Annotated in this window: 13 protein-coding genes; 2 read left to right on the top strand and 11 right to left on the bottom strand. The window is 30.5% G+C overall.

Going from position 1 to position 22,789, the window contains the following annotated elements:
- Positions 1 to 56: 56 nt before the first annotated feature.
- The 7 genes from KM029_RS20760 to KM029_RS20790 all read right to left on the bottom strand — a co-directional run bounded on the left by KM029_RS20760 (position 57) and on the right by KM029_RS20790 (position 16,383).
- Positions 57 to 2,528: an OmpA family protein gene (locus tag KM029_RS20760; RefSeq protein WP_144076770.1), complete on the bottom strand. Its 2,472-nt coding sequence runs from the start codon at positions 2,526 to 2,528 to the stop codon at positions 57 to 59.
- Between the two features lie 2 nt (positions 2,529 to 2,530).
- The gene (locus tag KM029_RS20765; protein WP_144076771.1) at positions 2,531 to 3,442 is read right to left on the bottom strand and encodes a PorP/SprF family type IX secretion system membrane protein; all 912 of its coding nucleotides are present in this window, start codon (positions 3,440 to 3,442) and stop codon (positions 2,531 to 2,533) included.
- 13 nt (positions 3,443 to 3,455) lie between these two features.
- A complete protein-coding gene (locus KM029_RS20770) occupies positions 3,456 to 6,116 on the bottom strand; it encodes a T9SS type B sorting domain-containing protein (protein WP_144076772.1) in 2,661 nt (886 codons plus the stop codon).
- 253 nt (positions 6,117 to 6,369) lie between these two features.
- The gene (locus KM029_RS20775) at positions 6,370 to 11,541 is read right to left on the bottom strand and encodes a PKD domain-containing protein (protein WP_158631235.1); all 5,172 of its coding nucleotides are present in this window, start codon (positions 11,539 to 11,541) and stop codon (positions 6,370 to 6,372) included.
- 5 nt (positions 11,542 to 11,546) lie between these two features.
- Positions 11,547 to 12,653, bottom strand: a complete 1,107-nt coding sequence (locus tag KM029_RS20780; protein ID WP_184679449.1) for a PorP/SprF family type IX secretion system membrane protein — start codon at positions 12,651 to 12,653, stop codon at positions 11,547 to 11,549.
- A gap of 36 nt (positions 12,654 to 12,689) precedes the next feature.
- Positions 12,690 to 13,601, bottom strand: a complete 912-nt coding sequence (locus tag KM029_RS20785; protein ID WP_144076778.1) for a leucine-rich repeat domain-containing protein — start codon at positions 13,599 to 13,601, stop codon at positions 12,690 to 12,692.
- A gap of 484 nt (positions 13,602 to 14,085) precedes the next feature.
- The gene (locus KM029_RS20790; RefSeq protein ID WP_144076780.1) at positions 14,086 to 16,383 is read right to left on the bottom strand and encodes a GH92 family glycosyl hydrolase; all 2,298 of its coding nucleotides are present in this window, start codon (positions 16,381 to 16,383) and stop codon (positions 14,086 to 14,088) included.
- 216 nt (positions 16,384 to 16,599) lie between these two features.
- Between KM029_RS20790 and KM029_RS20795 the strand changes: the two genes are divergently transcribed.
- Positions 16,600 to 19,839, top strand: a complete 3,240-nt coding sequence (locus tag KM029_RS20795) for a S41 family peptidase (protein WP_144076781.1) — start codon at positions 16,600 to 16,602, stop codon at positions 19,837 to 19,839.
- 328 nt (positions 19,840 to 20,167) lie between these two features.
- Here KM029_RS20795 and KM029_RS20800 read toward each other — a convergent pair whose 3' ends face one another.
- Positions 20,168 to 20,599, bottom strand: a complete 432-nt coding sequence (locus KM029_RS20800; RefSeq protein WP_144076782.1) for a hypothetical protein — start codon at positions 20,597 to 20,599, stop codon at positions 20,168 to 20,170.
- A 206-nt stretch (positions 20,600 to 20,805) separates the two neighbouring features.
- On the opposite strand from KM029_RS20800, the gene KM029_RS20805 reads away from it, so the two are divergent.
- Positions 20,806 to 21,021: a hypothetical protein gene (locus tag KM029_RS20805; protein WP_144076784.1), complete on the top strand. Its 216-nt coding sequence runs from the start codon at positions 20,806 to 20,808 to the stop codon at positions 21,019 to 21,021.
- Between the two features lie 123 nt (positions 21,022 to 21,144).
- Here KM029_RS20805 and KM029_RS20810 read toward each other — a convergent pair whose 3' ends face one another.
- The 3 genes from KM029_RS20810 to KM029_RS20820 all read right to left on the bottom strand — a co-directional run bounded on the left by KM029_RS20810 (position 21,145) and on the right by KM029_RS20820 (position 22,681).
- Positions 21,145 to 21,591, bottom strand: a complete 447-nt coding sequence (locus tag KM029_RS20810) for a hypothetical protein (RefSeq protein WP_144076786.1) — start codon at positions 21,589 to 21,591, stop codon at positions 21,145 to 21,147.
- 133 nt (positions 21,592 to 21,724) lie between these two features.
- The gene (locus KM029_RS20815) at positions 21,725 to 22,147 is read right to left on the bottom strand and encodes a hypothetical protein (RefSeq protein ID WP_144076787.1); all 423 of its coding nucleotides are present in this window, start codon (positions 22,145 to 22,147) and stop codon (positions 21,725 to 21,727) included.
- A gap of 291 nt (positions 22,148 to 22,438) precedes the next feature.
- Positions 22,439 to 22,681, bottom strand: a complete 243-nt coding sequence (locus KM029_RS20820; RefSeq protein ID WP_144076789.1) for a MarR family transcriptional regulator — start codon at positions 22,679 to 22,681, stop codon at positions 22,439 to 22,441.
- Positions 22,682 to 22,789 lie beyond the last annotated feature (108 nt).

Here is a 22,789-nt window from a genome sequence, read left to right on the forward strand (position 1 = left end):
ATTTCAATGGAAAACACGGTAATCAGATACTATTTGTAAATAAATGGCACAATCAATTAATCTATAAAGACTTTTACATCAATACTATTATTATTTTTAAACTCATAAAGGTCAATATACTTAGTTGTGATAACGTTTTTATTCTTTAAAACTTTTAGTACATACTTGTATTTAGAAGCTACATGTAGGTTAAAAACACCTTCTTCTGAAGTAGTTGTAGTGCCTAAAACAGTACCAGCATCATCTTCAATAAGTAGCTCTAAATCACTAATTTCATCATTTAATTCTTGTACAACTCCAGAAATCACTTTGTTAGCACTTCTCATTAGTTCTCCATCAAACCCAATTAATAAATCTGTAGCCCCTCCTTCAAACAAGGTTTTATAATCATCCCCAAAGTAATTATTCTCGTTGGTGTATCCTGTTACATAAAATTCAGTCCTTCTATTTAACTGATGTTCTTCTTCTGAACAAGGTTCACATTCTATTTGTGGTTTAGATTCTCCATATCCTTTATAAAGCATTCTATTGGCAGCAATACCATTTTTAACAGCATAATTAAAAGCTTCTTTTGCTCTTTTTTCTGATAGCTGTTGGTTGTACCAGTTTTTACCTCTTTTATCTGTATGCGATGATAGTTCAATCTTAATTGTTGGGTTAAAAGTCATCATATTTACCAACGTATCTAATAAATACGATGCATCATCTCTGATATCAGATTTATCAAAATCATAATAGATTCGTATTTTTTGACCTGTAATGGGTTCTAAAGCAATGTCTTTATTAATAAATAATTTTGTACTTGTATTTAAGGCTCTTCTATTGGTAAAATACCTCGGTCGTTCCGCCCTTAAATCGTAATGCTCGTTAGGTAAACCTTTAAATTGATACCTTCCTACAGAATCAGTATAAAAAATTGTCTCTTTTCCAGTTGATTTTTCATTAACAATTACCCTTGCAATGAGTGGCTTTTTAGAAACAGAATCATATATAACTCCTTTTATTAATGGTTGAGCTAATTCAAGAACCACGAGTTCTGCATTTATTAATATCTGATCTATGCTATCACCTAAAACAGAATCGGCTTGGTAAGAGAATTTAGATCCTAAAATATTTTGTTTGTTATTCCAATCCTTAAAACTTACAGAAAAAATTCCTGTTGAATCAGATTTACTAACTTCTTTACCATCAATACTAATAGTAGCACCACTTATTGGAACTCTAGAAAACTTATCAATTACAATACCTTTAAAATCTTTTCTTACAATTTCTAGAATGTTATCTCTTTGTGATTTACTGTTCTCAACATCTCTATTAGAGGATATATATTGTTTTCCATCTTTGGTGATTAAAACACTGAAATCATCAAAACTAGAATTTATAGGTATTCTAAGGTTAATTGGTGATGGCTGAATATTACCGAGGTCTTGTACAAATACATCCAAACCTCCAAGTCCTCCCCAACCGTTTGATGAAAAGAAGAGTTTATTGTGCTTGTCTAAAGAGGGAAAGAGTTCGTCTCTTACTGTATTGATTTCAGGACCTAAAGCAATTGGTCTAGACCATTCCTCACCAATCCATTCAGAATAATAAATATCACTACCACCCAATCCACCTGGTCGGTCAGAAATGTAATACATTTTTTTATTATCAGTAGAAAAATACGGATGTCCAGTAGAATATGCTTCCATATTCCATAAAAACGGATAAGGCTTCCCCCATTCGTCACCTTCTTTTTTAGAAAAATAAATCTGCAGTCTACTTGCATTTGTATCCGACTTTTCTCTTTTGGTACTTCTCGTAAAAACCATTAATGTACCATCATTAGAAATACTTGCACTTCCTTCATGAAATTTAGTATTAATGCTCTTAGATAGGTTTGTGATTTCCCCTTTTTCATTTACATAAAATAAATCTAAGAAATTCCCTCCATCACCTACATATGTTTTTTTACCTGTCTGATTTTCATTTCTGTTCGATACAAACACAATCCCGTTGTTGTATTCAATAGGGCTAAAATCATCTTGTTTAGAATTAAAAGGAGCAAATTTGACTTCATAGGCTTCTTCCCCACTTAATAGCTTTTCTATTTCTGCTATGTTCTTTCTTTTACCGTATATTCTTTGCTTATCTTCTTTTTTAACGCCTTTTGAGGCCCTATCATACAATTCTTCTGCTTGTGTGTATTTTCCAATTTTAAAAAATGCATCGCCAAAAACTTCTGCATCATTTCCTTTTAAAGCACCACCTAAACTATCAATTTCATCGTATAGTTTAATTGCTTTTTTAGGCTTGTTCATTTTATCATAACACTCCGCCTGACGGACAGCATAAAAAATCTTATCTGATTTGGTTGCTGCTTTTCTATATGATTTCTGATACTTTTTTAAGGCAGTAGAGTAATCTAAATTATCAAATTTCTGTGCTATCCTTTCATCTGCATCTTTAATATCAACATTTTCAATTGTCTGTGCATGGATTACCAAAATGGTAAACAAAAAGAAGAGTGAGAATAATACCCTTTTCATAGTTAATAATATCTTGGTGTATGGATCTTTGCTTTTTTACTTTTTAGTAAAACGTTCAACATAAACTCATGAGAACCATTGGTTACACCTTGGGCAGAATTTGTAACCAAATCATAAGAATAGCCTACTCTAAACATTTTACCAAATTGAATTTCTGTAATAAATGCAACAGACTCTAGTGTTCTATAAGAAACTCCTAACCATAAAGTTTCATACAAAAGTGTATTTAAATTAATGTCGGCTTGTACGGGTGAACCCTCGGTTAATTTTATTAAGGTATTGGGTTTTAAAACAACATTAGGGGATAAATGAAAAATATAGCCACCTATGATATAGTAATGTCTTTTACCTTCTACAACTAAAGTAGAGTTAGGATCTCCCAAATCATTTTCTACCAGTTTAGGAGCCGAAATACCTGCATAAAGTTTTTCTGCATTATAAAATATACCTGCACCTACTTCTGGCGTCATTTTAGATTCTGTTTGGGAAGGAATTGAAGGATCTGGAACATAAGATGTGAGTTGAGCAAAATTTACAGAGACATTGTTAAACCCACCTTGTAAACCAAATGACAACGTTCCATTAAATGCTGCAATTCTATATGCCAGCATTACATCAAAATTTTGGATAGTAGAAACCCCAATTTTATCTTGGGAAAACAATGCCCCAACAGCAATTTTTTTAGATCCTATTGGAGAATCAATTGCAACTGTTGCCGTACTTGGAGACCCTCCAATACCAGACCAATGTTGTCTGTAAATAAAAGTAGAATTTACCCCACCTTGAGCACCAATATATGCTGGATTTAATAGCATTGCATTAAACATATATTGGGAATACATAGTAGCTTGTTGCGCAAAAATACTTTGTGCTACTCCTAGTATGAATAGTAATGAGAATAGTAGTTTTTTCATTATAAATAATTAGTTATTTGGCAATAACCACAAATCCAGACCTGATTGAAGTGCCATCTCTTAGATCAATTTTATAAAAATAGGTTCCTGCAGTTAAGTATTTACCTACTACACCGTTATCGTGATTTATACCTTCCCACCTTACGGTAGTGTTATCGTATTTCTCGTCATTATATACAACATTGCCCCACCTATTGTAAATGGTAACGGTATTGTTGGGGTAAAATTCTATGTCTTTAATATGCCAATAATCATTGTAGTTATCTCCATTTGGAGAGAAAGAGGAATATATAACCAACTCAGGTTTAATTTTTATATGAACCAATGCATCTTGGCTAGCATAAACCTGGCCATTAGAAGCATTCCAACTGATGGAATCCTTGCCAGCATAATTAAGGTTTGGTTCATAAATAAACTCAGAAAATGATATTTCAGTAAAGAAATCATTCTCCTCTACAAGAATATCGTTATGGTAAAGGTTGCCATTTTCGGGCAATGTAGATATATATATTTCTTGGATCACATCATCTGAATAGACTTCTAAGAAATCTGATAAAGTAATCGGTATATCAGTATTCTGAGGCCCTTCTTTATAGATATCATCTATTACAGGAGGATCTGCTGAAACTCCATCGATTACAATCTTAATTACGGCAGAATTTACGGCCCAATTAAAACCATTGAATGCTGTATAATCTACATTATCAAAACCAAAGTAATCATTGTTAGGGGTATACACTAAATCACGGATGTGATTTCTTCCAATTGTTTGATTAATTACTATTGCTACCCCATCGAGATAAAATGTACCGTAATTAGGCAAACTTGTAAGCTGTATACTATCTAACCTAAACCCAGAAAAATCTTTAAAATTATCTTCATAATCCTGAAGCTCAAATAAGATATCTGAATTTAAACTACCGTACTTTTCAAAATCACTTACTATGGGTGGAAATGGCAAACCTAGTGTAATATTCACGTTGGCGTTATCAATTGCATAATTCAAACCATCCCAACCATTCCACAAGAAAGAGGTGCCTACTTTGTTTATATTAGAGTAGGCGATAAAATAAATATCATTAATATCATTTACATCAATTTCATCATTAACCGCAATCTTATTTTCACTTTTAAATAATTCTCCAATTAATGGTAAAGATCTTACTTGTATTTTTTGAAGAACATCACTATCTGTAAATTCATGAATGAAATCGTTTTTATCTAACCAAATAGTATCTCCAACCCTACCAGAATAAAAGATATCTTCAACAATTGGTAAATCGTTGGTGATTGTAATTATAACATTTGCATTATCTATAGCATATGACATTCCATCCCAACCGTTCCATTCGAATGAGGTAAAAAAGACATTCAAGTCTCTCGTTGCTACAAGATACAGTTCATCTATATCTGCTACTATTACCTCATCGTTTACATTTACAGCAGTATTTCTATTTTTTAAAATACCAATTGATGGCAGTGATTTAATTTGAATTTTTTCAAGAGGATGTGCATCTGCAAAATTATTTATAAAATCTGTTTTTGCTAACCAAATAGTATCGCCTATTACCCCATTATAATTGATATCTGTTACAATAGGCAAATCATTTGTGACCACTATATTTATCACTGCCTGATCTGTACCATCCGTATTGTCTGTTAAGGTATAAGTAATTGTAGCGTTACCAATAAACCCAGAAGTAGGCACAAAACGTACTTCTTGATTCTCTATCGTTGCTGTTCCATTTACAACATTGTCAATAGATAAAATTTCTATGGGATCATTGTCATCATCATAATCATTTATTTTAGCTGCTATAATTAATGGTGTGTTTGATGTTGTAGTTGCATTATCATCCACCGCTACAGGAATATGCCTTTGCTCTTCAATATTTATCGTAATTGTGGCATCATTAATAGCAACATCTCCTGACTGATCAATAACATTATAGTCAAAAGTTGTTGTTCCGTGCCAAAAACGATCAGGTACAAAAGTAAAATCTGTAATAGTAGAAAAGGTTATTTCATCGCCTATACGCACATTAACACCTTGAAATTGTAATACACCATTTGGAGGAAGCGTTTTAACAACAACCTTCTGAATAGTTTCTGAAGTATTGAAATTGGTATATTTACTTGTAAAATCTGTTGCTGTAAATGGAATTGGGTTATTCTTTGTTCCATTTTTAGAAAAATCTTGGACATAAATTCCGTTAGCTCTTAAAAGATTAATCTGTACAGTATATACACTTTCTGTTTCAACCTCTCTTCCATCAATTACAGAAAAGGTAAAATTATCGTAATTCACTACAGAAGATGTCCCATCATAAGCACCACTATTGTAGCGGATAGATTCGTCTCTTTGAAGTACATCATTACTACTTATTGCAGAATACACTCTAGTATTTAGGGTGTAATCATAGAAATTAGCAGTTAGTGTTCCTTTGGTTGATAATTGATGAATCTTCACGCTGATTAAAGGTGTATGTGCAGAATTTAAAGGAAAAAGATCTATTACTTTAGCTGTAAAATCTTCATTTTCTCGAACAATAATTGTAAGATCTTCAGATGTTGGTTTATCACTTTCCGTCTGATTAGCACTAGCAAATATATTTTGTGAAATTAATAAAACAAGCAGTATTGTAAGTAATGTAGAATTGCTTTTTGAATACATGAGTATAGGTTAATTCGCTTTTAAGGTTATTATCAATAATACATAATAAAAGTAACTTTCTTAGAATCAACCTTTTAAAAGACAACGATTTCCTATAATCTCAATAAAAAAAATAGGATTAAGGCAAATGATTTACCTAATCCTATTTCTGCTCTAATAGGGTAATTATTAAAGCTGTAAAATTAAATTTTGGATTAAAAACTAGAATTAACTCACTACTGCAAAATAGATTATCAATTAAAATATTGAGTTCTTAAGGTAAAACTGAAATAGTATTTGACATCCTATAAGAGCTACCATCAAGTTCGCTTGTATAAACAATTGTATAAGTGTAAACCCCTTCGGCAACTACTTTTCCTTTATAATTACCATCCCAACCGTTACCCTCTTGTCTGGCTTCACTTGAGTTTTTATATGTTTTACTAAAAATAATTTCTCCCCATCGATTATAAATATTTAATTTAATATCTAGTGCATAACGAGATCGAATTAAGAATTCATCATTTAGTCCATCATTATTTGGAGACATTCCTGTTGGAGTAAAAATTTGTGGCGAACATAAACTTCTTACGTTAAATTTATAGTAAGTTTTACAGTCTATCTTAGTAGAAGTATCGATAATTAGAAGTTCATACGTTCCTTCTTTATCTCTTAACACTTTTGAAGTCGTTTCATTAGTATCTTTCCAATAATAAAGTAAACCTTTATTCTGAGGGGCTTGTAGCTCTATTTTTCCATCTGTTTTAAAACAAAATGTCGTATCCATACTTATAAAAGTATTTAAGTTTCTAGAAACAATTTCTATATCTTTTGTTACAGAAGACATACACCCATGTTTTGAATAAACTTCTAATTTTACTTTATGTATTCCTGGCTTTAAGAAAATATATTCAGGAGATATTTCTGTAGAAATCACCTCATTCTTTTTATCATTATAATCAAAATACCATTTTACATAATCAATACTACTTGGATTTGCTTCAATACTTTTCCCTTTAAAAGTTGATAAGTTATTGAATACATTTACATCGCCAAAACAGGCTATATCTGCACTAAAATCTACAATTGGAAGAGTTCCAACAGTTACGGTTTTAGTTGTACTATCTTTTGCACATAAATTTAAAGTATAAACCGTTAATTTTATTTCATAAATACCAGGCGTAATATTAGGTATTATTAATTGAGGATTCGTAGATGTTTTTGTTCCCCAATTTTTAATTTCCCATTCATAGCGCTCAATCTTTCCTCTAGAAAAATCGCCAAAACTACTTTCTGAAGCATCAAGATATAATGTTTCATTTTCACAGACTGTATGAATATCTTTTATTTTGGCAATTGGTTGAGGGTCATATTTTACGGTAAAAGAAGTTGATTTGATTGGAGATTTTTCATGATGAGAATTATTTCTATTTTGCTTATCATGATAATCGGCCTCCATTCTATATTCCAATACAAATGTTTTACCATTCACATCATCAGGATCTACCGTAAAAGGTTTTTTATCTTTCCCATAAATAATAGTGATTTGTTCCTTATCTCCTCCGTCTGCTGCATCTATCAATGTATTATTTACATACCATTGGTAATGTACCTTTGCATTATAGCTATACTTGCTGTTATCTACATTTGCAGGTGTAAAATTCTTTGGTGATGCATTGACATTGATACTCCCATCTGCTGTACATTTTTGAATATCATTTAGTACAATTGTTGGTGCTTGTAAAATTGTGATATCATCTTGAGCAGTAATTGCATACTTACACCCATTTTTATCAATAAAATATAAACCAGGAGTAACACTGCTAGATGTTACAGGTAATTTTGTATAGGACATTGTTTGCTTCATTGCCGAAGTTAGGCTGTTCACACCATCTCCTGAAAACCAAGAATATACAATACCATTTGTGTTTTTTTCTTTGTAGGTAAGAATTGCTTCTACTTCTGATTTAAAAGGTGCATAACCAATTTTTTTGCTAATGTTATTAATTTCTCCTCTAACACCTCCCACCTTTATTTTTTTTATTGGTGATGTTGTTCTACATCCCATTTGATCTTCAGCAACTAAAGAAACTTCATAAGTTCCAGATTCAAAGAAATATTTATATTTACCATCTAAAGACTCTACATAATCATCAACACCAGAGGTACTAACAATATGATAAAACCATCTGCTTATCGGTATTTTATTCCCATTAATATCTTTTCTAGAAATGGAATTTCCATTAGTCTCATTTGCCAAATCAATTAAATCAATAAATCCACGACAAGGTAATGAAAATGTAGATGGTGTAAAATCAGCTTCAAATATCGGTAATGGTGGTACTGTTATTGTTATTTGCTCATTTATAGCACAAGATTCTGGGTCTGTTACAGTAATTGATAATTCATTCTGCCCTGGTTGTAATCCCCTAGTAACAACAAGATGAACATTATCTTTAGAAATTGGAACAACTAATACATCATTTAGTATGGTTTTCTTTCTCGTTTTTTGATCAATTAATTCTATTAAATAAGTTGCTTTTTGAGCATCACTTATTTTAGAATAGTCTAGTTTTGGATCAATAGTAGTTATTACCTCTTGACATTCGTAATTGTATGAAACATGATTTGCCAGAGGTCCAAAATTTAAGACAGGTGCCGTAACTTTAACATACTTAGACTTTTGAACCTGACGCAATCCCACAACCATTGTAAACCTAATTTCATATTCATCAAATTGTTGTAAACGTGGAGAAGTAAATTGATATGAAAAACTATTAGTAATATTCTTCGAATCAGTGTTTACCTTAGAAGTAAATAAAGGTGTAGGTCCATCACCCCAAACCTCCCATTTACTCTCAAAAAAGTTTAATTTTGTATGATCTTTAATTTTTAAAATCGGAGTGATACTGAAGTTTTGTGTTGAAGTACCTCCAGTATTATTTAAACAAATTTTATCTATACCATTAATTTCTGAAGCATCAATTTCAATTACCTGAATACCTTTTTTTATAAATGTCTTTTCACACAAGCCTCCATCATGAAATTTAACTTTAACTTTAACAGTATACTCTCCAATTTCTGTAAATGTAACTGTAGGTTGTTTATCTTTGATAGATCCAATTGAATAAGGCTTACCATCCTTTTCAAATGTCCACTCATAATCAATATTATTTGTTACAAGTGGTAATGTACTCGTTAGTGAAAAGTTAGCACTTTCTCCTACAAATATGATATCATTACTATTAATGGTTAAATTGGAATAAGGAATTGCTTTATACTCTTCGTCATATACATCAGTACATGTATTTGCAGAAGTTGTTGTTGTCAATATGATAGTATAAATAACACCCTCTGTTAAATTACGCCCTAATAAATCGGTTAATTTAAATGGAGCTTTAGAGGTAGTTGTATGATTCATGATAACTGTACCATTTTCTATAATTTCCCATATATAGTTATCAGCACCTTTAGATAGATTTGTAATTTCAAGAGAATTAATATCGCAAGGAGATATCTTCACAAGTTTAAAAGAAGACATTGGAGCTTGAATTGTAATCTGCTTTTTTACAGCCATACCAGGACAACCTTTATAAACTACTCTCAGTTTTATATCAATTATCCCTGAAGCAGTATTTCTAAACATGTGATTAGAAATAAAACCATCTTCCCACCCTTTCCCAAGGTTAGTTTGATACTGAACATCATTCATGTTAATATTAGCAGCAAAATTAGATGTATTGACTAACTCTAATACTTCAAAATTACATATAGTGCTCTTTTTCACTTTAAAAGATGGAGTTAACTCAGTACCTATTAAGATATTTTTCTTTAAGATGGTTACACACCCTAATTTAGTTCGTATAGTTAATTTAATTTCATACTTACCAGACCTTAAATTATTCAGCTTTATTCTATGGTTATTTTTATAAAGAAAAGGTTTGCCATCTTTAGTGATATTCCAAATAACATTTTTTACTGCAGCACTTGGTACTACTTTCTTAAATTGTTTAATAGAATAATACAATTCTGTTGAAAAGCCTTGACATCCTTCAATTTGTTTATAAATATTACCTGATAACAAATCATTAGTACTTAAAATTTTTGCTTCGTACTTATCTCCAACAACCGTTATTCTATCTATTTCACACTCAATACCTAAGCTTTTATTAACTCCATAAAGTACAATTGTTTTGGTAGTATTCTTTTTAAAAGTAAAAGTTGGGGTAGCAGAAGTTGAGATTGCACCATCACTGGTGATCCATTTAAAAGAATAGCCTTTAGGCAATTTATTTCTCCCAATTATTGTTGGTGAAACATTGTAAGGTAAAGAACAAAATAGCTTATCTGATTTTATTTTTATTTGTTTTTTTGGAAGTAGCGAAGGCAACTCTTTTTGATCAATTATTCCATCTACAGTAGCCGTAATTGTTATATTCTTAGTACCCTGAGGAAACCTCCTTTTTACAGTTAAAGGCAAAGTTTTGGTTACTTTATAACCGTCACTAAATTCCCATATAATATCTTTACCGTTAAATTTTGAAGGAAGATTTGGTATGAATTCAAACACCTCTGAAGTACAAAAATCATTCGTTACTTTAATGTCGAAAATATTACTTTTACTATTAATTGCAACATCAACAACTTCCGTTTTTGTACACAAAGTGTTACTAGCAGTTACTTTTACTTTATAAACAATTGCAGTTTTACTTTTAAAAGTATGTGTTACCGAATTTCCTGTTGCAATCGGTGTTCCATCACCAAAATCCCAAGTAAATTTTAAATTAGGTACAGAAGTAAAAATTTGAAATGTTTTTGTTACAGAACTTCCAGGTACAACAACTTTGTTAGGTGAAACTGAAAAATCAATTTTATCAAAAATCTGGATATAATTATCTTTTTTAATAGAGGTTTCACAGCCAGATGGAGTAATAACCTTCATTATTACATCATAATATTGTGACTTTTTAAAAGTATAAGAACCGCCATTCTTTACTTTAACACCGTCTACTATAAAGTAAATTTCTCTATACTTATAGTTTATATTTTCAGCTTTAAAAGTAATTGAAGAACCAAAACAAGCTTTTTTTACCGAGCTGCTAAATGCTAATGAAGTAGGTAACTTAATAATTTCTATAACTACAGATACTGAATCTTCTACTCCATTAACATCATAATATGCTTTTAATTTGTTTTCTCCCTTAGTACTAAATATTAATGATGGTTTCTTTAAAATAGAGACACTCTTCCCATATTCCCACCTTTTTACTTTGGCTCCATTTAACCAAAAGTCGCCACTAAAACTTGTACACCCATCTATTTTAGTTAAAAGAGTAAGGTTTGAAATGCTGTTATCATTATTATTTTTCACCATTATTTCTTGTGCTGCTACACTATATGCTAGCAATGAAATAATACATAATAATTTAAATATTTTAAACTTCATGAGAATTAGATTATTGGTGCGGGACATTTATCAGTCATAAATTTATTTTTCCATCTCTGTCTTTTATTTCTATCATGATTAGGAAAAAGATTGAATGCATATTGAAGGGATATTTCATGTGAATTACCTTCAGAAAAGGTCAACCCACCAATTGGTAAATCAAAACTATAACCCAATACAATTCTTTTGACTCTTACTCCACTTTTAAAAATAATAGCATCATGATTTGGCTGCCCACTATTCATGTTTTCCTTCATTAATAATCCTCTATACCAAATCCCGAATAATATTGGATTATAATCTAAATTGATCCCTAAGCTTAATTGATCATTTTTTCTTTGTGATTGATAATGAAGCATTAAAGTCAAGAATTTATCGTCGTAATTTGCTACACTATTATGCCACCTATAACTTAATGGAATTCTATAACCACTTTGCATAGAAAAACGCATGGGAATTATATTTTTATTTGCTTTATTTCGGGTAGTAGTTGGCTGGTTAATATGATAGAATGCCACACCAAACCATAGCTTATTACTGTAGATAGTACCCCCTGCAGATATATCTGGAGAAAATGATGTACTTCTGTCTAATTTCTCTTTAGTATTATTACTTGTAATACCATTGTCATTTATTTGATCTCCAAAAATTAAACTTGATGAATTGAGGTCGAGCTGTTCAAAACCTATTTGAAGTCCAAAACTGACAACATATTGCCTGTTTAAATTAAATTTATAACCACTCGTTAAATTAGCTATGGTTTTATTATAAATTGATTTATTATTCTGAACAATAAAATCCTTTACTACTTGTGCTCCAATAGAAATATGTTTGTTTGGTAATGGTGTATCCATACCAAAAACATACGTAGCGAAATCAGAAGGAATATTTACCCATTGATTTCTATAATTAAAGAAAGCTCTTCCATTATTAGAAGTACCTACAAGTGCCGGGTTAAGGTAGAGTGGAGATGCATAATATTGAGATAGTTGTGAATCCTGAGCATAAATATTTTTTGTACACAGGAAAAATAATAACAATATACTACCCCATCTATAACAAGGTGTAATATTCTTTATGTCAAGAATATTATTTTTATTAAGAAAGTGCATAATACAAGAAAGTCGAGTCAGAGAAATGATTAAAAATTAAGCAATTACTTTCTTTATACTATCAGATAAATTGGTTTTATCAATTGGTAATACGCCAAGTTGTAAAAATATTAAATTTGATAGATTATTAATAGAGGCAGGTAAAGAAGTTAATTGCGTACCATCAAGAGCTAATGTTTCTAGGTTACTTAATTGACCAATTGCTGAGGGTAACTGTTGTAAACTAGAATTTAATAATGATAACTCTTTAAGTTTAACCAGTTTCACAATTGAATTAGGTAAAGATTTTAATTTTGTATTATTAAAAGATAAACTTTCTAATTTTTTTAACTTTTCAATATCTACAGGTAGAGATGATAGAGGAGTATTATTTAAAGACAATGAAGTTAACGATGTTAGTTTACTTACTTGTTTAGGTAAAACAGCTATTGAAGTATTATCTAAATTTAGTTTTTCTAGAGAAGACATTTTAAATAATTCTTCAGGTAAAATAGAGATAGATGTATTATGAATTTCTAATTCTGAAATTTCTCCAGAGGGATTTGTTGTATAATCATTCTTCTTGATATTTAACTTATACTTATAATTTAAATATTCAATCTTTTTACTTGCAATAATAATTGGAAATATATCTCCAAGAAAATCTTTATCTTTTAAAATTTCAGCTTTAATTTGGTCTTTATCGATAGCACAAAGTTGATCTTTAATTTTTAGCTGTTCCTTTTTGTTTTTTGGTTCAGCTTTAAGGTCTTTTTTAAACTTTTCTAAGGCTGCAATTTGATCTTTTAAATCGTCATTCTCTTTAGAAAGATCTTCAACTTGTTTTTTTTCAGCTGCTAAATGCTTCTGAAGGTCAAGTATTTTTTTTTCATCTACTGGTGAAGGTGAAATTTCAGTTTTTGAACAACTAAAAATACATAACAATAATAATAGTGTTAGTGATTTCATAATTGAGAGATATTTTTGAAATAGTTATTTGAAATAGTTAATGACTAGGTTCACCTTACATAGAAATTATCCATATAAAATAGCACTAGCTTCCATTCAAAGGTATAGGATCAATAATTATATTTTTATTAATATTAATTTATATTATGCGTTTAATTGTTATCATGAGCAAGTAAAAAAAAATATTAATTCACGTAAAAATAAAATTGTATAGTAGTTTAAAAAACAATTACTTATGTCACCTTTTTTAGTTGATTAAAAACAATAAATCATTGTAATACTAATTTTTCAGCTCATTCAGTTTGTAGATAGTGTTAAGGCCAATAATCCTCTTACCAAAGAGGATTGCCAAACCTTTACCCATAGTAAATACTAGATTTACCTAATTAATAATTTAAAAAAAACAGACCTTTTAGTATTACATTGAATAGCATTTAAACATTGCTCACAATCTACTTTATAAAAAGTGAGCAATGTTATATAACTACCTTTTACTCATTTCAAAAACTAATTCTCCACCTTTCATCAAATCAAAGTGATTAATTGTTGGTCCTTTAATTTCAACTCCATTTAAAATCACCCTTTTTACATATACATTTTTTTCTGACTGTTTCTTAGCAAGAATATGTAGTATATTACCATTTTCGAATTTTATTGTTGCTTCTTTTACTAGTGGGCTACCAAGTGCATACTCAGCTGAACCTGGTAGAACTGGATAAAAACCCAAAGCAGAAAAAACATACCAAGCACTCATCTGTCCTGCATCATCATTTCCGCAGAGTCCATCTCGTTCGTTAGTATACATTGTATCCATAATCATACGGACTCTTTGTTGTGTTTTGTAAGGGTGGTTGGTCCAATTGTATAAATAAGGAATATGATGTCCAGGCTCGTTACCATGTACATAATTACCAATAATACCATCTCTAGTAATATCTTCGTTTTTTTCTATAAAACGATCTTCAATTGGAGTGGTAAAAATTTTATCTAAATGAGTCGCAAAATCTTCTTTACCGCCCATCATTGTTATCATTTCATCAACACTGTGAGGTACATACAGGCCGTAGTTCCAAGCATTACCCTCAATAAATCCCTGACCATGTGTATCTAACGGATCAAATTCCTTTCTCCAAGTACCATTTAGCATTTTTGGACGCATATAATTACTAACAGAATCAAATACATTTTTAAAACTCTCAGACCTGTAATAAAATTGAGAAGAAATCCCTTCTTTTCCTGCGTATTTGGCTATTTCACTAATACAAAAATCATCATAAGCATACTCTAATGTTTTTGATACCGAAGCAGAATTATTGTCTGCAGGAACATAGCCATTTTCAATATATTCACCGATCCCATCAAAATAGGAAACTGTTGCAGTACTTAAAGCTGCATTAAGTGCTTTTTCTGGAGGTACATCTGTTGTTTCTTTTACCATAGCATCTGCAATTACACTTACTGCATGATAACCAATCATACACCAATTTTCGTTGGCATAATGGCTCCATATTGGCAACATATTATGAACACTTTGTTCTTGATGTGCCAACATAGATTTTATCATATCATTGTTTCTTGTTGGGTGCAATACATTGAATAAAGGATGTAGTGCCCTATAAGTATCCCAAAGTGAGAATAAAGTATAATTTGTAAACCCATCTGAGGTATAAATATTTTGATCTAAACCTCTATATTGACCGTCTACATCTTCATACAAAACTGGGCTTAGCATTGTATGATACAAAGCAGTATAAAAAGTTATTTTCTGATCTTCCGTAAGTGTTTGCACATCTACCTTAGTCAATTGATTATTCCATTTTTCCTTTGCTTCATTTTTGACTTTATTAAAATTCCATTCAGGAACTTCAGTATTTAAATTACGCATTGCACCAGCTGAACTTACAGACGATAATGCAAATTTAATTTCAATAGCTTCGTTTTCTTTAGTATCGAAATTAAAGTAAGCTCTAATTTTTTCACCTGCCATTTCTGGAAAGTTATGTTCTTGATCAAATTTTCTGTAAAAGCCATTGTACTTAACTTCTTCGTAGCGTTTATGTCCGTAACTTTTAAATGGCTTAGAAAACTTCATTGCAAAAAATACTTTCCTTGTTTTTCCCCAACCGTTCGTTTGTCTATAACCTGTTACTGTTGAATCATTTTCTACACGAACAAAAGTCCAAACAGTTTTCCCATCGTAATTATAAATATTAGAAATAAGATCTAAAATAATATGAGCTTCATCTGATTCTGGAAATGTGTATTTATGGTACCCTACTCTATCAGAAGTAGTTAATTCAGCCTTAATATTATAATCGTCTAAAGTAACAGCATAATAACCGGGTATCGCTTCCTCAGTTTGATGTGAAAACTGAGAATGATAGCCACTTTGTGGTTGATCTGCAGTTCCTGGATTTAATTTTAATGGTCCAGTTGTAGGCATCACAAGAAAATCTCCTAAATCTGAATGCCCTGTACCACTCATGTGTGTATGGCTAAAACCAAATACAGTACTATCCGCATACTGATAACCAGCACAATACGCATACGTTGCTGGATTATACTTTCCATCTATTAGCATTGCTTCTTGATTGGTTTCAGGACTAAGCTGAACCATACCAAAAGGTGTAGTTGCTCCGGGGTAAGTATGCCCCATATTTTGTGTTCCTATAAATGGATTTACAAAAGAAGTATAGTCTTTATTCTGTGCTTGTACTACGTTAAGTGTACATATAAGTTGAATAAGTAAATAATTGAAACTAGTAAGTAAAAAATTTTTCATGTAATGGAGTTTAGTAAACTCAAAAATACATTTTAAAGATTGACAAAATAAGGAATTAAGCTTTTATAAGATTTAGATGCTAATAGGTATTATTAAATACAATTTACTTGTAAAATATTACGGATCGATGTAATATCGTAGCATAAATTAAATAACTCCCTTAAATCAAAAATCTCTTAAAACATATAAGGGGATCCGTATTACACATTATTAAACATGAAAAAATCAACACTATTATCTTCACTCTTACTTCTTATAAGTTGGTGTTCATTTGCAAATCCACTTTGGATGCGCTACCCTGCAATCTCTCCCGATGGTACTCATATTGCATTTGCCTATCAAGGTGATGTCTATGTAGTAAAAAGTGAAGGTGGTGAGGCGAGAATGCTTACGCAACATGTAGCACATGATTACCACCCTGTTTGGAGCCCTGATAGTAAAACAATTGCTTTTGCATCTGACAGACATGGTAATTTTGATATATTTACTGTAGACGTAAATGGAGGTATTCCAAATCGTTTAACGTACAACTCGGCAAAAGAAACACCTTTCTCTTTTACACCTGATGGTAAGAATGTTTTATTTTCTGCTGTAATTCTTGACGACATTAAAAGTGTACAATTCCCATATGGTCGTTTTCCAGAATTGTATAGTGTCGGTCTTGAAGGTAACAGACCAGAACAGTTAATTACAACACCTACTATTAACGCTAAATACAATAAAGAGCAATCAAAAATTCTTTATCAAGACTATAAAGGTTATGAAGACAATTGGAGAAAACACCACCGTTCTTCTGTAACTCGTGATATTTGGATCTACGATGTAGCAAGTAAAGAACATACAAAGTTAACAACTTTTGATGGTGAAGATCTCTATCCAAATTTTTATGATAATGAATCGAAAATTGCTTATGTAAGCGAAGAAGCTGGTTCTGCAAATGTTTGGATTGCCGATATAAATGGAAAGAACAAAAAACAGATTACAACTTTTATTAAAGATCCAGTTCGTTTTCTTACAGTAACAAATAGTGCTACAATGTGCTTTGGGTTTGATGGAGAAATCTATACAGTAAAAGAGGGTGAACAACCTAAAAAGGTTAATATAAGTATAAAAAGTGATGCAAAAGTAAATAACACCACATTTATAAAAGCACATAAGGGTGGACATTCTATTTCAGTTTCACCTAATGGAAAAGAACTTGCATTTATTTTAAGAGGGAATGTTTTTGTTACATCTATAGATTATTCAACTACAGTTCAGATTACGAAAACTCCAGAACAAGAACGTAGTGTGCACTTCTCGCCTGATGGTAGAAAACTAGTTTATGCAGGTGAAAGAGATAACAGCTGGAATATTTATATGTCTGAAATTAAAGACGAAGATGAACCTTATTTTATTAATGCTACATCAATTGAAGAAACCACTGTTACTGCCAATAAAGATGTAGAAGAATTCCAACCGATGTTCTCTCCAAAAGGAGATGAAATTGCTTATTTAGAAGAAAGAACAACTTTAAAAGTGATCAACTTAAAATCTAAAGCAAGCAGAACAATCTTAGAAGGAAAATATAACTATTCATATACTGATGGAGATCAACATTATGATTGGTCGCCTGATGGCAAATGGTTTGCAGTTCAATATTCTCCAAACACATGGGCAAGCACTGATATTGGTTTAGTAGACGCACAAGGTGATCAAAAAATTATTAATCTTACACAAAGTGGTTACAATAGTGTACTTCCTAAATTTGCCATGGATGGTAAAGCTATCATTTTCCAAAACGATAAGTACGGATATAGAAGCCATGGTAGTTGGGGTGCAGAAGACGATGTATTTGGTATTTTCTTAACAAAACAAGCTTTTGATGAATTCCAATGGTCTAAAGAAAAGTTTGAGTACGAGAAAAAAATTAAAGAGGACAAAGAGAAAAAAGAAAAAGAAGCAGAAGAGGAAGTAGCGACAAAAAAGAAAAAGAAGAAAAAAGATACTGCAGAAGATAAAGAGGATACATTAGAAATTGAATTTAATAACATCCAAGATCGTATTCTTCGTATTACAATAAATTCTTCTTTCTTATCAGATATGCTCTTAACTAAAGATGGTGGTAAACTCTATTACTTAAGTAGTTTTGAAGGTGGTTATGATCTTTGGGTGAAAGATATACGTAAGAATGAAACAAAATTATTACATAAATTAAGTGGAGGAAATGGAAATCTTCAATTTGATAAGGAACATAAAAATATCTATTTCGAAAATGGCAATAGCTTCTCAAAAATAGAGCTTTCTTCAGATGCTAAGTCAAATATTTCATATGCTGCTAATTACTATTTAGATAAAGCTGCAGAAAGAGCTTACTTATTTGAGCATGTTTGGAGACAAGTTGAAAAGAAATTCTACGACCCAGAAATACATCAGGTAGATTGGAATTACTACAAAGAAGATTATGCTAAATTCCTTCCTTATATTAATAATAATTATGACTTCTCTGAAATGTTAAGCGAATTATTGGGTGAATTGAATGGATCACATACTGGATGTAGATTTTACCCTAGCGCTACAAATGGTGATCAGACTGCTACGTTTGCTGCTTTCTTTGATAAAGCTTATACAGGCAATGGATTAAAAATTGAAGAGTTAATTGAAGGAAGCCCTCTCCTCTCTTTAGATAAAGAAATAAAAGCAGGAATGGTAATTGAAAAAATTGATGGTCTTAATATCGAAAGTGGTAAAGATTACTATCAGTTATTAAATCATAAAGCTGGACAAAACATGCATGTTGTTATTTTAGATCCTAGCAACGGGAAAAGAGAAACAATTATTGTTCAACCTATATCTATGCGTTCTCAAAGTAACTTACTTTACAAAAGATGGGTAAAACAAAGAGAGCTAGAAACAGAGAAAGTATCTAATGGAGAGATTGGATATGTACATGTTAGAGGCATGAACAGTAGCAGCTTTAGAACTATATACTCTGAAGCATTAGGTAAAAACTACCAAAAGAAAGCACTTATTGTAGATACACGTTTTAATGGCGGTGGATGGTTACACGATGATCTAGCTACGTTTTTAAGTGGTAAAGTATATGCTCAGTTTGCACCAAGAGGACAGAAATTTGGTACTGAACCAATTAATAAATGGTCTAAGCCATCGGCGGTATTGGTATCTGAAGGAAATTATTCTGATGCTTACGGTTTTCCTTATGCCTACAAAACATTGGGTATTGGTAAATTGATAGGTATGCCAATTCCTGGTACAATGACTGCCGTTTGGTGGGAAAGTCTTCAAGATAATTCTCTTGTATTTGGTATTCCGCAGGTAGGTGTACAAGATATGAAGGGTAATTACCTTGAAAATCAACAAATTGAACCAGATGTAAAAGTTGATCTAGATAAAAAAGTAGCAGCAGAAGGTAAAGATCAGCAACTTGAAAAAGCAGTTTCTGAACTTCTGAAATAAAAGAAATAATTAATCAAAAAAACACCCCAATCGATTTACATAATTGATTGGGGTGTTTCTATTTTATCTAATTTTTGAAAAGCTTATTTTTTCTACATGTCTTACTTTTAATTCATCCTTATTAATATAATTAATCAAGCCGTCTAAACAGACAAGAGTAAAAAGTCCGATAATAAAATATAAGACTCGTTTTTTGGCAGTCTTCATAGGAGTAAATTTGTATCAATGGGTAAATCTTCAATCTTAATTTAAAGAAGAAAGTTCAAATCATTGTAAAATACAAAATATTTCAGCTCAATTTTCAAACGAAAACTTAGTAAAGTACAATTTAATCTTGAGTTGTCGTTTCCATTTCCACAAAAGCACCCGTATTTTGATCCACTTCATGTGCAACAATTTTAGAAGCTAAACCAGAAGTTAAATGGTAACTTGCTTCTATTTTTATATTGTCATCTATTAGAAACTGAAAATGAGCCAATTGAGTATCAACTTTATGATCTATAATTTGTAGTGTTTTAATTTCTTCTTCTAAATGGATAATGATTGACCCATTTGTTGGATTATAGAAATATTCTGATTCATCTTTATAATTAATTCCCATATACATTTCTAAAATTCGAATAGCCTTTGTACCTCTAAAGGTCTCTCCTATCATTTTGTGGACAGACTTTTCTGTAAGATGTTTAGGGTTTACATCTTGCTCAATTTTTACCGAAATAAAACTGAAGGTAAAGCATAAAAAAAGTAAAAGTTGATACATAGGTTTAAAAGTAGAATGGTTAGCAAAAAACGATTCCACTAAGCTACTAAACAAATAAGAACAATTAAAGCATTTTATAAATGTGTACTGTATGTTATTGTTGAATATCAATATTATCCAAATTACCCATTAATGGGTATTGTTACTATATAAATTTACTAGTATTTTTGAATCAATAACTAACATACAAATAACTATTTTTTACGATGATAAAAGTACTTTTTAACGTCAAATTACTGTCGCTTCTATTAATAATAGTTTCGACAGATACTTTGAAAAAAGAAAAAAACACAACAATCAATAACTTTGATGAAGAGTTGAATTGTTATGTAAAAGAAATTATTGACGCTGATAAACTTATCGTTTCAACCATTCAAAATACAAGAAAAGTTGAAGAAGATAGGTATAAGTTAGCTGATTAAAAATACTAACTCCCTTAATAATTTAAAAACTGAAAAATAAATATTTATTTATCCTATTAACACTGTGTATAGCCCTCATGATATGTTATTCTTTGACTAAAAGAGTATTATGGGGGTTTTAAATTACTTTTTTTTAAGAGTATTCAGTTTATAAACTATAAAAAATAAAATAGGTAGTAAAAGTACAGAAATAGTATTTATCCAATACAGACCATTGCTATTATCAAAAGACAAATTGAAAGATTGTCTCATTTCTTGTAATGTAAACGACCAAGTGTTGGTCAATAAATAACTTACAATTCCCCATAAAGAGGCATAACCAATTAAAAATTTATTTGTCGATTTAAACTGAAAATCAATAGGCAAAATTGGTTTATTTATGGAGTTATTTCCATAATAAATCATCAACGGTAATGCTACTATCCCAGCCCAATTAATTAATGTTCCTAATGATAATCGAATACTTGAGATTATCTCTATATTTAAAATATTAGCATTTGATATAGTGAGGTAAATTGAAATTAAAAATACAATGGAGGATTGTATGAATTCTTTTTTTCTTATGAGCATACGTTATATCAATTACAATTTGTATTTCAGAAAAATGAACTAAAACTAATTAGATAGGTAAATATTTGCATAAAAAAAATGGATACAAATTAATTGTATCCATTTTCTCATAAAATGATATCTAATTATGAAATTATTTTTCAGTCAAAACTTCATAATAATCTCCCCATTCTGGATCGTATTTTCTTGTTCTAACATCAAGAATTTTCCCAGAATTATTATACATCACAATATGTAATTTTATATCATCATTTACCGTAAAGTACACATTAGTAAGTTGGTTTGTAACAGCAAAGTCTTCAACTTTCACTTTTTTCATACCATCTTTAAAATACATTACAATATTTCCATTTTGTGGATTGTAGATATATTGCATGTTACCTTCAGTTGTAACATTTAAATATTTTTCTAACATATCTGCAGCATCATTTCTATTTAGTTCTAACCCTTTTATGGATTCTAACTCTGTTCTAGAAATTAAGTAAGGATCAACATCTGCTAGTGTTGCAGAGATTGAAGCAATACTTACAATCAATATTATGAATAGTTTCTTCATTATTTTAGTATGGTAAAGGTATAATCAATTTGTTTATCATTATTGATAACTAAGATACGTGCATATCACCTTTCACATTGTTATAATTTACCTTTATTAACCAATATTGTAAATTGTTTAAAGTGTTATGAAGAGTAGAAAAAAAATCAAGCTATTCTAAAATCATCAAGTTATTACAATTCATTCTCTCTGTATTTAGTACAATTTATAGTATATGTAGTTAATATGTTTTTTCAATTTAGAATAGCTTGATAGTGGGTAAAACAACTATAAGAAAGGGTTCATTTCTTATTAAGTCAATTCAAATAAATAAGATGCTTTTTCATGCCCTTTTGGGGTTAGGTCTGTTTTTGTACACTTATAAGAAGTGGATACACATTGAACAAAACCTTCTTTAGATAAACTTTCTACAATTTCTTGTACTTCATCTTTGTTAGAAGAAATCCCTAAATGTTGAGATATTTCTTCAATACTCTCTCCTTCGTTAAGACAAATTCCCATTAGAATTTTGTCTAGTTTTAATTGGTGGTTCATTGTTTTTCTGAGTTATGTGAAACGGATACTTTAGTTTTAAGTAATTAATCATATCAGTTGAAATACCTTGAAGGCTCTTTTCTACGCTATAAAATACCCTACTAATAG

Source organism: Flammeovirga kamogawensis (assembly GCF_018736065.1).
In the GTDB taxonomy this organism is placed as follows: Bacteria; Bacteroidota; Bacteroidia; order Cytophagales; family Flammeovirgaceae; genus Flammeovirga; species Flammeovirga kamogawensis.

Coding starts and splice junctions, on each gene's coding strand:
- KM029_RS20785 (WP_144076778.1), bottom strand. CDS start 13,601: ATGAAATCACTAACACTATTATTATTGTTATGTATTTTTAGTTGTTCA.
- KM029_RS20775 (WP_158631235.1), bottom strand. CDS start 11,541: ATGAAGTTTAAAATATTTAAATTATTATGTATTATTTCATTGCTAGCA.
- KM029_RS20770 (WP_144076772.1), bottom strand. CDS start 6,116: ATGTATTCAAAAAGCAATTCTACATTACTTACAATACTGCTTGTTTTA.
- KM029_RS20800 (WP_144076782.1), bottom strand. CDS start 20,599: ATGTATCAACTTTTACTTTTTTTATGCTTTACCTTCAGTTTTATTTCG.
- KM029_RS20820 (WP_144076789.1), bottom strand. CDS start 22,681: ATGAACCACCAATTAAAACTAGACAAAATTCTAATGGGAATTTGTCTT.
- KM029_RS20790 (WP_144076780.1), bottom strand. CDS start 16,383: ATGAAAAATTTTTTACTTACTAGTTTCAATTATTTACTTATTCAACTT.
- KM029_RS20815 (WP_144076787.1), bottom strand. CDS start 22,147: ATGAAGAAACTATTCATAATATTGATTGTAAGTATTGCTTCAATCTCT.
- KM029_RS20795 (WP_144076781.1), top strand. CDS start 16,600: ATGAAAAAATCAACACTATTATCTTCACTCTTACTTCTTATAAGTTGG.
- KM029_RS20780 (WP_184679449.1), bottom strand. CDS start 12,653: ATGCACTTTCTTAATAAAAATAATATTCTTGACATAAAGAATATTACA.
- KM029_RS20810 (WP_144076786.1), bottom strand. CDS start 21,591: ATGCTCATAAGAAAAAAAGAATTCATACAATCCTCCATTGTATTTTTA.
- KM029_RS20805 (WP_144076784.1), top strand. CDS start 20,806: ATGATAAAAGTACTTTTTAACGTCAAATTACTGTCGCTTCTATTAATA.
- KM029_RS20765 (WP_144076771.1), bottom strand. CDS start 3,442: ATGAAAAAACTACTATTCTCATTACTATTCATACTAGGAGTAGCACAA.
- KM029_RS20760 (WP_144076770.1), bottom strand. CDS start 2,528: ATGAAAAGGGTATTATTCTCACTCTTCTTTTTGTTTACCATTTTGGTA.